The sequence below is a fragment of the Clostridium sp. AM58-1XD genome, from assembly GCF_003464085.1.
Lineage (GTDB): Bacteria > Bacillota > Clostridia > Lachnospirales > Lachnospiraceae > Lachnoclostridium_A.
Window position 1 is genome coordinate 143,151 of sequence record NZ_QSDR01000001.1, and the last position, 12,294, is coordinate 155,444.

At 49.1% G+C, this 12,294-nt stretch carries 8 protein-coding genes and 1 riboswitch; all 8 genes read left to right on the forward strand.

Annotated elements, in window-relative coordinates:
• Positions 1-39 precede the first annotated feature (39 nt).
• The 8 genes from DXA13_RS00625 to DXA13_RS00665 all read left to right on the forward strand — a co-directional run bounded on the left by DXA13_RS00625 (position 40) and on the right by DXA13_RS00665 (position 12,159).
• Complete coding sequence (locus DXA13_RS00625; protein WP_118241231.1) at positions 40-1,692, forward strand: FAD-dependent oxidoreductase; 1,653 nt, start codon at positions 40-42, stop codon at positions 1,690-1,692.
• Between the two features lie 209 nt (positions 1,693-1,901).
• Positions 1,902-2,537: a TetR/AcrR family transcriptional regulator gene (locus tag DXA13_RS00630; RefSeq protein ID WP_118241308.1), complete on the forward strand. Its 636-nt coding sequence runs from the start codon at positions 1,902-1,904 to the stop codon at positions 2,535-2,537.
• Positions 2,504-3,814, forward strand: coding sequence for an MFS transporter (locus DXA13_RS00635; protein ID WP_118241232.1), 1,311 nt, complete (start codon positions 2,504-2,506; stop codon positions 3,812-3,814). The genes DXA13_RS00630 and DXA13_RS00635 overlap by 34 nt, the downstream gene beginning before the upstream one ends.
• 57 nt (positions 3,815-3,871) lie before the next feature.
• Positions 3,872-3,985, forward strand: a riboswitch (THF riboswitch).
• Positions 3,986-4,045: 60 nt separating this feature from the next.
• Positions 4,046-4,561, forward strand: a complete 516-nt coding sequence (locus DXA13_RS00640) for a folate family ECF transporter S component (RefSeq protein ID WP_181995476.1) — start codon at positions 4,046-4,048, stop codon at positions 4,559-4,561.
• Positions 4,562-4,639: 78 nt separating this feature from the next.
• Positions 4,640-4,963: a PH domain-containing protein gene (locus tag DXA13_RS00645; RefSeq protein ID WP_118241234.1), complete on the forward strand. Its 324-nt coding sequence runs from the start codon at positions 4,640-4,642 to the stop codon at positions 4,961-4,963.
• Between the two features lie 290 nt (positions 4,964-5,253).
• Complete coding sequence (locus DXA13_RS00650; protein ID WP_118241235.1) at positions 5,254-7,077, forward strand: GH25 family lysozyme; 1,824 nt, start codon at positions 5,254-5,256, stop codon at positions 7,075-7,077.
• Positions 7,078-7,631: 554 nt separating this feature from the next.
• Entirely contained in the window at positions 7,632-10,019 is a 2,388-nt protein-coding gene (locus tag DXA13_RS00655; RefSeq protein WP_118241236.1) for a phosphoketolase family protein, read from the forward strand.
• 580 nt (positions 10,020-10,599) lie between these two features.
• Positions 10,600-12,159: an ABC transporter substrate-binding protein gene (locus DXA13_RS00665; RefSeq protein ID WP_243008905.1), complete on the forward strand. Its 1,560-nt coding sequence runs from the start codon at positions 10,600-10,602 to the stop codon at positions 12,157-12,159.
• Positions 12,160-12,294: the final 135 nt, after the last annotated feature.

Genomic DNA, 12,294 nt, shown 5'->3' on the forward strand with positions numbered 1-12,294 from the left:
TGCAGCGCCCTCATTTTTTAGACAGGAAAAGGAGGCAGTATGGAGAGCAGAGAGAATTTGTATGATGTGGTAATCGTCGGTGCCGGTCCGGCCGGACTTTCATGCGCCATCTATATGGCCAGGGCGAAGTATCGCGTGCTTGTGCTGGAAAAAGAAAAGATCGGCGGACAGATTACAATTACGTCGGAAATTGTCAATTATCCAGGGGTGGAACGGACCAGCGGAAAAGAACTGACAGATAATATGAAAATACAGGCGGAGAGTTTTGGCGCGGAATTTGCCGCCGCAGAAGTGCTGGATATGGAGCTGGAGAAGGACATCAAAGTGCTTCATACGACGAGCGGCGTGTATAATGCCCTCGGCGTGGTGCTGGCAGTTGGAGCAAATCCGAGAAAGCTTGGCTTTAAAGGAGAAAAGGAATTTCAGGGACGCGGTGTTGCTTATTGCGCCACATGCGACGGAGAATTCTTTTCAGGAATGGAAGTATTCGTGATCGGAGGTGGGTTTGCAGCCGTAGAAGAAGGTATATTCCTCACCAAATATGCGAGAAAGGTGAACATGATCGTCAGAGAAGAGGATTTTACCTGTGCAAAAACAGTGGCGGATCAGGTTGCCGCTCATGATAAGATCACCGTGAAATTTCACACGGAGATCAAGGAAGTCAAAGGGGACGGAATGGTATCCTTTGCCAGATTCGCCGACAATCAGACAGGGGAAGAGTGGACATATGAAGCGGGCGAAGACGGAGGATTTGGAGTCTTCGTATTTGCAGGATATGTGCCGAATACGGCATGGATTCCCGCGGCGGTGAAAAAGAATGAGCAGGGCTACATCGTGACGGATGAGAGACGGAAGACAAATCTGGACGGAGTATATGCCGCCGGAGACGTATGCGTGAAGGACCTGCGCCAGGTGGTTACGGCCGTTTCCGATGGAGCTACTGCCGCTACATCCCTGGAGAAATATGTATCGGAGCTTCATGAAAGGCTGGACCTGCCGGAATTTGAGGTGAAACGGGCGGCAGGTGCAGGAAAAAGCAGACCGCAGCATAGAGAAGAGGCAGGCGTGGGCAGTGAGAGCGGCGGCTTTATAAGCGCAGAAATTAAGGGCCAGCTGGGAAGTGTATTCGAAAAATTCCAAAACAGGGTGATTGTAAAGGCGTGGCTGGACGACGGTCCTGTTTCCGGTGAGATCGGAGGTTTCCTGGAAGAACTGGGCGGCCTTACGGAAAAGGTATCCTGTGTGCGCGCCGATAAACAAGAGGAACGAAACGGAAGGCTTCTGCCGTCCATGGAAATCTGCTATGAAGACGGAAGAAGCAGCGGAATCCAGTTTCACGGGGTTCCGGGCGGGCACGAATTCAATTCATTTATTATCGCGCTCTATAATGTAGCCGGGCCGGGACAGGATGTGGACGAGGATGCGAAAGCGCGTTTAGAAAGGCTGGACAGAGACGTCAACATCAAAATTATGGTATCCTTGTCCTGCACCATGTGCCCGGAAGCTGTCATGGCAGCTCAGAAGGCGGCCGCCGTGTCAGAACACGTCACTGCGGAAATGATCGATCTTCAGCATTACCCTGAGCTGAAGAGCGCGTACCGGATTATGAGCGTGCCATGCATGGTAATCGATGATAAAGACGTGCATTTCGGCAAAAAGAATTTCAGTGAGGTAGTAAATATGATCGTCTGATTATTACGGCGTGCTGCCACCTCGGAAACGCCGTAAAGCGTTCATTTATAGGTCCAGCAATTTTAAGGTTTTTCGGTCTGCACCAGATGGCAGACCGGGAAGCCTCTTTTTTATTTATTGCAGAAAAATAACAGTTGACAAAAGCAGATCGTTTCCCTATAATATGCTTATAGACGACGGTCGGTCTATATAGAAAAGAGGTTGATCTTATGAGAACCGTAAAGGAAGCGGAAGAGAGAAGAAACGAAATTCTGGACGCTGCAGAACGGCTTTTTACCCAAAAGGGTTACCAGAAATCTACGGTCGTGGATATCCTGAATGCAGTAGGAATTGCCAAAGGCACTTTTTATTATTATTTTAAGTCAAAAGAAGAAGTTATGGATGCGATGATTGAGCGGATTGTTCTGGAAGACGTAAGGAAGGCGGAGCAGATTGTAAAGGACAGCACATTGACGCCTGTACAGAAAATCTGTGGAATCATACAGGTGCAGCAGCCTGTGAACGGAGACAGGAAGGATCAGATGCTGGAGCAGTTTCACTGTCCGTGTAATGCGGAAATTCATCAGAAGAGCATTGTTCAGTCCATTCTATGCCTATCTCCCATTCTGGCAGAGGCTGTGAGGCAGGGAATTGATGAAGGCATATTTCATACGGATTACCCCCAGGAAGTGATGGAGATACTGATATCCTCCGGCCAGGTTCTGTTCGATCCGGCCGTGGTTTCGTGGGGGCCGGATGTTATGGCTGAAAAAATGGAAGCTTTTCTATCATCTATGGAAATCCTGCTTGGTGCGGAAAGGGGAAGCTTCGAATGTATGAGAGAACTGCTGGCAGCCAGGGAGTGAGGATTCAGGAGATCGATGCGAAAGGAATAAAAAGAAGTGGAATCGGAGAAAGGGGCGGAAAAAGAAGGAATTTCTGCCTGATGGTTGCTGGACAGATCGTTTCCATTCTGGGATCATCCCTTCTGCGGTTTGCTCTTTCTCTTTACATTCTGGATATTACGGGTAGGGCGGATATCTATGCCGCTCTGTATGCCGTATCCAATATACCAATGCTGATCTCGCCCCTGGGCGGGGCGGTCGCCGACCGCTTCAACAGGAGAAATCTGATGGTGATTTTCGATTTCATGAGCAGCGCCTTCATTCTTGTTTACTATATATTTTTATCAGGCGGCGGGATGTCCGTTCCTCTTACAGGTACGCTCATGATTCTGCTTTCAGCCATCAGTGCCATGTATATGCCTGCCGTCACATCCAGCATCCCGCTGCTGGTGGATGAAAACAGGCTGGAAGCGGCCAACGGAGCGGTCAACGGAGTGCAGGCTCTTTCCAATGTAGCAGCACCTGTAATCGGAGGCGTTTTATACGGGATAGTCGGTGTAAAGACGCTGGTTCTTATCAGCGGTATATCATTTTTCTGTTCAGCTGTATTAGAACTGTTCATCCATATACCGTTTATCAGAAGAGAGTGGACGGATCACGTGGTTTTGTCCATAGTGAAGGATTTGAAGGCCGGATTTATGTATGCTGTAAAGAAACCGCTCGTCATGCGCTCCGTTATACTTGCAGCCCTGCTCAATATGATCCTGACGCCGCTCTTTGTGGTAGGAGCGCCGGTAATTCTGAAAGTAGCGATGAACAGCACGGACGCTATGTACGGAGCGGGAATGGGGGCGATTAATTTCGCTACAATTTTAGGAGCCCTGCTCGTGGGGATTGCGGCAAAAAAGATGGAGATGAGAACACTGCACAGCTGGATCGCGGGCATTGCAGTTCTCATCCTGCCGATTGCCCTGTCAGTCTCGCCGTCAGCGGCCGGTTCGGGAATGTATATCGGATACATTCTTTTCCTGAGCTGTTCCATTCCGATTGCCATGGCTATGACTGCGATTTCTATTTTTGTACTGACAAAAATACAGAAAGAAACGCCGGATGATTACCTGGGTAAAGTCATGGCGATTACCATGGCCGTTTCCCAATGCGCCGCACCGGCCGGACAGCTGGTCTATGGATTTGTGTTTGAAAAATTTCGCTCGGTCCTCTATGCTCCGATCCTGATTATATGTGCCGCCATGATTCTCCTTTCCTTTCTGGCGAAGAGGATGATGAGGCATATCTGAAAAGTCTAGTTGCATTTCCAACGAAAGAGAGATATAATCGAGCAAACTATTATACAAGGCAGAGTAAGCCGTTGTGAGTTATGTGCCGGTGAGACGGGGAGTTGTTCACCGGACGTAGTGTGGTCCGCCATAGGAGGATCATGCGCTGTGCAGCGGCTGCATCCCGCTGCCACATAAAATTATGAAGACTTCTTTTATGTGGCAATGCCATTCATGAAAGGAGTTTTTATTATGAAAACAAAAAAGTTGGTTTTGAATGCGCTGTTTATCGCCATGTATGTTATGCTCAGCTATGTTTCGCTGAACCTGGCAAATATGAAAATTACTCTCTCCGGCCTTCCGATCATCATAGGAGGCCTGCTTTTCGGCCCTGTATCCGGCATGGAGATCGGCCTTCTGGGAAGCTTTCTGGACCAGTTTCTGCGATATGGAGTTACGGCTACGACTCTGCTGTGGATCCTCCCGGCCGGTGTAAGAGGGCTTATGATCGGCGCATATGCCCGCCATTACAGTTACCGGCTGAATAACGGACAGACGGTGTTTATCATCCTGTTCAGCGCATTGGTTGTGACGGCCATGAATACGGCAGCCATGTACATTGACAGCAAGCTGTACGGGTATTACTCCTGGGTGTATGTGTTTGGTTCTCTGACCCTGCGGTATGTGACGGCTGCGGTCACGTCCGTTGTGTACCTTCTGATTATCACGCCTCTTCTGAAGCACCTCCGGCTGTATCTGAACCATTAAGCAGAATTTCAGACTTTCCTTTTCAGAGATTATGTGTTACAATATCATCGCTTAAAATACATAAAAGGGGGCCATATCATGGCAGATACATTGGAATTGCGTGAAGGTGAGAGCGTTGAGAAGGAGATAAAAGGCGATTACTGGGAAAAGTCATTCTGTTTTTACAGCCAGAAGACAGGAAAATACTGGTTTACAAATGAGAGAATCATTTTTCGCGGCGGTTTTATAGCAGCAGTGGACATTCCATATACTGATATAGAGTCTGTAAAGGCCTGCAATGTAGGGCCGCTGATTCCATTTCTTCCAACAGGCGTAAAGGTGTCAACAAAAGACGGAAAAACTTATAAGCTGTCGGTTTTGAAGCGGAAAGAGATTATCGCATTCATCGAATCCAAGATGTAAATGAAATCGCAGCACGCGGCATACAAAACGCTTTAGCGGGGAGCATTTCCCGCTGAAGCCGTTTTGCTGTATAGAAGGAAACAACAGGCAGCTGCAGCAGGTATGGGCGGGAACAGCCCGGCAGGGATATGGCTGTAATAAAAGGTTTATATAATTGTCAGGATTTAGATATTGACTTACACCGGGGGGAGTCTGTTAAACTGTAACTGACGGTTATTTATGAGAAGATATAGATAAAGAGGACAGGATTTCAGAGGATACGATTTAAGAGAAAGGAATGACAGGGGATTATGAAATACGTGAGAAGAATTGCGGCCTGCGCATTGGCGGGGCTGATCGGGATATCTGCGTGTGCGTTTCCGGCAACCGCTTATGCACAGGAGTGGGAAAAAGTAGGAGGCAGCTACCAGATGGCGGACGGAACGGTCATTTCCAGAGCGATTGCCAGAGGAATTGATGTGTCCCACTGGCAGCAGGAGATTGACTGGAAACGGGTGGCGGCCGACGACGTTTCTTTTGTCATGCTGGGAACGAGATACAAGGGGGATGTGGACCCACGCTTCAGGAACAATGCAGAAGCGGCTCACAGGGAAGGCATCAAGCTGGGGGCATATATTTATTCCTACGCCACATCGGTGGAGATGGCGGAAGCGGAAGCCGACTTTATTTTGAATCTGATCAAGGATTATCCGATCTCCTATCCGGTAGCTTTTGACGCAGAAGATGCGGGTACGCTCGGAACGCTGAGTCCGTCTCAGGTCAGTGAGGTTATCAATGCATTCTGCCGGAAGATTGAAGCGGCCGGCTATCATCCGATGGTGTATGCAAATGAATACTGGCTGAAGAATAAAATCGATTTATCAGCAATTGATTATGATATATGGGTTGCCAGATATAATATCATGCATACATTTGGAGATCCTTCTATGTGGCAGGCTACCAGTACCGGTTCTATTGAAGGAATTAACGGAAACGTGGACATTGACTTTCTGTACAAGGATTTTTCAGAGGTAATCCCTGCAGATACCTGGAGAACCATAGGCAAAAGCACCTATTATTATAAAGACTATCAGATGCAGAAATCTGCATGGATCGATGACGGAGACGGATGGTATTATATGAATGCCGAGGGGAATCCATCCAGGGGCTGGACGACTTTCCCGGAAGGAACGTACTATCTGGATGAGAACTCCGGAAAAATGGCGACAGGCTGGAAGCAGTTTGACGGCAGCTGGTATTACTTCAAACCGTCAGGGGCCATGGCGACAGGCTGGAGAGACGTGGACAATGCATGGTATTATCTGGATGGTGAAGGCCGTATGCAGACAGGATGGAAAGAAATTCAGGGTGAGACCTATTACCTGGAGCCGTCAGGCACCATGGCCTCCGGCTGGAAAGAACTGGATGGCAGCCGATACTATTTCAAACCGTCGGGAGCCATGGCGACAGGCTGGAGAGACGTGGACAATACGTGGTACTACTTAGATCGGGAAGGCCGCATGCAGACAGGCTGGCAGGACATTAACGGAACGTGGTATTACATGAACGCGGACGGTAAGATGCAGACAGGCTGGCAGGACATCGGCGGGTCCAGATATTATCTGGGAACGTCAGGAGCCATGGCGGCAGGCTGGCAGGAGATTGACGGAAAGAAATATTACTTCCGGCCGTCGGGAGCGATGGTTACGGACTGGAAACAGATCGACGGTTCCTGGTATTATCTGAACAGCAGCGGTGAGCTGCAGACGGGCTGGCAGGACATTAACGGAACGTGGTATTACATGAACGCAGACGGTAAGATGCAGACAGGCTGGCAGGACATCGGCGGATCCAGGTATTATCTGAGCGAATCAGGAGCCATGGTTACAGGCTGGCAGGAAATCAGCGGCAGCCGGTATTATTTCAGCGGAAGCGGGGCACTTGCGGTCAATACGGTTCTGGAACTGGACGGCGTAAAATATCAGGCGGGAGCCGACGGCGTCTGCAAGCAGATGGAAGAAGCAGGACAGGCAGGAGAAGGTCAGGATGGATCAGATCAGACAGGAGCAGACCAGACGGGATCCGGTCAGACCGGCAGTACACCTTCGCAGGCAAAGGGACCTGGAGAGCCATAAACTACAGACAAAGGGAGTCGTGAAAGTCACATAAAATATGCCCTCGATATCAGATTGTGTTCCAAGGCAAAAACCTGGGGAACTGCAAGCTGATATCGAGGGCATTTTCTTTGACTTTTTCTGGAATTCTCATTTCATTTTATAATTGAGGCCCTTTTGTCTGTGAAAATTTGTATTGATGAAAGAAAAAATTTATATAAAATGTATTTAGTAATTATATTCATAATTATAATAGATTTCTGCGATATTGTATGTAAAAAATGATATGGATTGTCATTTTGCCAAGAAAAAGTACGAAGGATAAAAAAACTCTATGAAATATTGACATTGACGTTATTTTAACAATGTTTTATACTCGTATCGTTAATAAAATAACGGGAAATGATATGGATAAGGCAGGATGTTGAAAAAAAGCAATATAGCGCTGCCATCAACACCAGATGGAGTGACTTGGCTGCCGCCTGGAACGGAATCTGATATTGTGACAGGGCAGACACGACTTTTGCAACACCCTCAGCGAATGGCCTTATCTGAACAACTAAAGGAGGACATGAATGAATACAAACATCTGTGAAGAAAAGCAGCCGCTTACCGACCAGTATCTGGAAAAGATGAACCGCTATTGGAATGCGGCAAACTATCTTGCAGCAGGTCAGCTTTATCTGCTGGACAACCCGCTTTTGAAAGAGCCGCTTACGATGGAACATGTAAAGAAAAAAATCGTCGGCCATTGGGGTACCGTGCCAGGACAGAATTTCGTTTACACCCATCTGAACCGTGCGATTAAAAAATATGATCAGGACATGATTCTGATTTCAGGACCAGGTCACGGCGGAAACTTCTTCGTAGCGAACGCTTATCTGGAAGGTACATACAGTGAAGTATATCCGAATATCAGCCGTGACGAAGAAGGCATGAAGAAGCTGTTCAAACAGTTTTCATTCCCGGGCGGAATTTCCAGCCATGTAGCGCCGGAAACTCCAGGCTCCATCAATGAGGGCGGCGAACTTGGATATTCCATTGCCCATTCGTTCGGAGCTGTTCTGGATAATCCTGATTTAATAGCAGCCTGTGTAGTCGGCGACGGTGAGGCGGAAACTGGTCCGCTGGCAACCTCCTGGCAGAGCAATAAATTTTTAAATCCTGCAAATGACGGCGCTGTTCTGCCGATCCTGCATTTAAACGGATATAAAATCAGCAACCCGACGATTTTCGCGCGTATGTCACATGAAGAGGTGGAATGTTTCTTTAAGGGCTGCGGTTGGAAACCATATTTTGTAGAAGGCTGTGAGCCGATGGAGATGCATCGGAAAATGGCGGAAACTTTGGATACGGTAATTGAAGAGATTAAGGAAATCCAGAGAAAAGCCAGAGAAGAGGGCTGCACGGAACGTCCTGCATGGCCGATGATCGTGCTTCGGACGCCGAAGGGATGGACAGGACCGAAGGTAGTGGACGGCAAACAGATTGAAGGAACCTTCCGCGCACATCAGGTGCCGATGACTATGGAAGAGCCGGAACATCTGGACCTCCTGAAGCAGTGGCTTGAGAGCTATCACCCGGAGGAACTGTTCGATGAAAACGGCCGCCTGATTCCTGAACTGGAAGCCCTTACTCCTGACGGAGACCATCGGATCGCAGCTAATCCACACGCAAACGGCGGTCTGCTTCTCCGTGACCTGCGCCTTCCTGATTTCCGACAGTATGGAATCGATGTTCCGAAACCTGGAAGCGTCGAAGCGCAGGATATGATCGAACTGGGAGGATTTGTCCGCGATATCTTCAAACTGAATGCAGAGAGTAAAAATTTCCGTATTTTCGGACCAGATGAAACGATGTCCAACCGCCTTGGAAAAGTTTTTGAAGCTACAAACCGCGACTGGAACGAAGACCTTTATGACAATGATGAGTTCCTTGCAAACGACGGACGAGTGATGGACAGTATGCTGAGCGAGCATATGTGCGAAGGATGGCTGGAAGGATATCTGCTGACAGGACGTCATGGATTCTTCGCAAGCTATGAGGCCTTTATCCGTATCGTGGATTCCATGGCTGCCCAGCATGCAAAGTGGCTGAAGGTGTGCAATCAGCTTCCATGGAGACAGAAAATTGCTTCCCTGAACCTGATTCTGTCCTCCAACGTATGGCAGCAGGACCACAACGGCTTTACTCATCAGGACCCCGGCTTCCTGGACCACATTGCTAATAAAAAAGCAGACGTTGTGCGCATGTACCTGCCGCCTGATACCAACTGCCTTCTGTCCAGCTTTGACCACTGCATCCGGAGCAAAAATTACGTCAATGTTCTCGTGACATCCAAGCATCCGCGTCAGCAGTGGCTGACCATGGAACAGGCGGTTAAGCACTGTACCCAGGGAGTCGGCATATGGGAATGGGCGAGCAATGACCAGGGACAGGAACCGGATGTGGTTATGGCCTGCTGCGGTGACACGCCGACTCTGGAAACGCTGGCGGCTGTAACGATTCTCCGTGACGCCATGCCGGAAATCAAGATCCGCGTAGTCAATGTTGTCGATCTGATGAAGCTGGAATCTCACAGCAAGCATCCGCACGGACTGACCGATGAAGAGTATGACGCCCTGTTTACCAAGGACAAACCGATCATCTTTGCATTCCACGGATACCCGACGCTGATTCATGAACTGACATATGAGCGCAGAAACAGAAACCTGTCTGTTCATGGCTATCTGGAAGAAGGTACGATTACAACACCATTTGATATGCGTGTGCAGAATGAAATTGACCGGTTCCACCTTGTAAAGGATGTTCTGACCCACCTGCCTCAGCTTGGAAACCGCGGTTCTTACCTCGTACAGAAGATGAATGACAAACTTGTGGAGCACAAGCAGTATATCAGTGAAGTAGGACTGGATATGCCGGAAATCCGTGACTGGAAATGGCATACACCGGAAGAAAATTAAAGATATTTAAAGCATATCTGCTGCGGCCCGGCCATACGGCCCGGCCGGTTCTGCAGGCGTCTTTTGTCCCTGACGGACAGAGGACGCCTGCTTTTTATATCATAGAAAAGTACCTGCCGCAGGCAGTGAAGGATTTTGTGGGAATTATGGGGCCATGCTGCTCTCATCTTAACCACTCCGATGGTTCTGAAAAATAAGGAAAATTTGTCCGCCCCGGCTATGGAGAAATTCAGATATCATCACTTGACGGAAATGTGGAATTCCGATATAATAAAACCAATTTTCGGCAGAAGCTGATATCGGATTCAGAAGAATCATCATTTCATTATAAATATAACGGATAAAATGGGAATTAAAGTGCCAGGAAGGCGTTGGCAGTTCAGAAGGACAGCCGCTTTTCGGGTACTTTTTGTTCTTTTGCAGAACGTGCGTCCAGTGGAAGGACAAGGTTTTGCGGGGAACGGCGGCGTGAAGGAGAATGAACGATGAGAAGAGGATTGTGGAAAAAGATTAGTGCCGCGGCTTTGGCACTCTGCATGGCAGGAAGCTTGGCGCGTGTGGAAAAAAAGGGAATACGGCGGTGAGGGAAACAGATGTGACAGCTGCGGAGCAGGAGGGCGCCAGAGACAGCGTGATTGTGGTTATGGGGCCAACTTCGGAGCCGGAAGCCGGATTCGACCCTGCTTACGGATGGGGAGCGGGAGAACATGTGCATGAGCCGCTGATTCAGAGCACCCTTACAGTTACGGCTCCCGACTTAACGATCGGCTACGATCTGGCTACGGATATGAAAGCAAGCGAAGACGGGATGGTCTGGACCGTAACGATCCGCGATGACGCGAATTTTACGGACGGGGAAAAACTTACGGCGGAGGACGTGGCTTTTACATACAATATCCTTCGTGATACCAGCTCCGTCAATGACTTTACCATGCTGAGGGAAGCGAAGGCTGTGGATGAAACGACGGTGGAATTTTATATGAACAGGCCGTATTCGATCTGGCCGTATACTATGGCGATTACGGGAATTATTCCGGAACATGCATATGGGCCGGATTATGGAAGCAGTCCGATCGGCTCCGGCAGATATAAACTCAAACAGTGGGATAAGGGGCAGCAGGTGATTCTGGAGGCAAATCCTGATTATTACGGGGAAGAGCCGGAGATGAAGAGGGTCGTTATTCTGTTCATGGAAGAGGATGCGGCGTTTGCTGCCGTAAAAGCCGGGAAAGCGGATCTTGCATATACAGCTGCCACGTACGCGGATCAGACGGCAGATGGATATGAGCTTCTGGCATTTCCTACGGTAGACAATCGTGGTTTTAACCTCCCGGCCATACCGTCAGGAGAAATAAATGAAGACGGCATCCCTCTGGGCAATGATTTCACCTGTGATGTCATCGTGCGCCGTGCGATTAACATGGCAATCGACCGGGAGGAGATGATTCAGAATGTATTGAACGGATATGGAACGGCCGCATACAGTGTCTGCGACAAGATGCCCTGGTATAATCCGGAATGCGAAACCGGATATGACCGGGAAGAGGCGGAACGGCTGCTGGACAAGGCAGGCTGGAAGATGGGGGCTGACGGTTACAGGGAAAAAGAGGGAAAGAAAGCGGCATTTCATATGCTTTATCCGGCCAGCGATTCCGTACGTCAGGCGCTGGCAGCCGATACGGCGAACCAGCTGAAGGAAATCGGCATCGATGTTCAGCCGGAAGGCGTGGACTGGGATACGGCTTACGACAGAGCTCAGTCGGAACCGCTTATGTGGGGCTGGGGAGCCCATACGCCGATGGAACTCTACAATATCTATCATTCAGCAGGGGAAGCAGGCACATCCTATGCCCAGTACTCTCCTTACAGGAATGAGTCGGTGGACGGATATATGGATGAGGCGCTCAGAAGCAGCAATCTGGAAGAATCATATGAGCTTTGGAGGAAGGCACAGTGGGACGGCGCAACAGGAGTCAGCCAGGAAGGGGATATTCCATGGATATGGCTGGTGAATATTGATCACCTGTACTGGTCCAGAAGCGGACTGAAGGTGGCGGAGCAAAAACTTCATCCGCACGGACACGGATGGTCAATCGTCAATAATGTCGACCAGTGGAGTTGGGAATCAGATGCTCCGTAGCCTGGCTAAGCGTATTTGACCACGGGGCAGTCTCCAAAGCCAGGGGAGTATCGCTCAGACGACTGCCTTGTCGAAAATAACAAAAAGAGGTGCAAAGGTGATTATGCGGTGGGAAACGGATAGCTGGAAAAGGAA

Coding starts and splice junctions, on each gene's coding strand:
- DXA13_RS00630 (WP_118241308.1), top strand. CDS start 1,902: ATGAGAACCGTAAAGGAAGCGGAAGAGAGAAGAAACGAAATTCTGGAC.
- DXA13_RS00650 (WP_118241235.1), top strand. CDS start 5,254: ATGAAATACGTGAGAAGAATTGCGGCCTGCGCATTGGCGGGGCTGATC.
- DXA13_RS00625 (WP_118241231.1), top strand. CDS start 40: ATGGAGAGCAGAGAGAATTTGTATGATGTGGTAATCGTCGGTGCCGGT.
- DXA13_RS00645 (WP_118241234.1), top strand. CDS start 4,640: ATGGCAGATACATTGGAATTGCGTGAAGGTGAGAGCGTTGAGAAGGAG.
- DXA13_RS00655 (WP_118241236.1), top strand. CDS start 7,632: ATGAATACAAACATCTGTGAAGAAAAGCAGCCGCTTACCGACCAGTAT.
- DXA13_RS00640 (WP_181995476.1), top strand. CDS start 4,046: ATGAAAACAAAAAAGTTGGTTTTGAATGCGCTGTTTATCGCCATGTAT.
- DXA13_RS00635 (WP_118241232.1), top strand. CDS start 2,504: ATGTATGAGAGAACTGCTGGCAGCCAGGGAGTGAGGATTCAGGAGATC.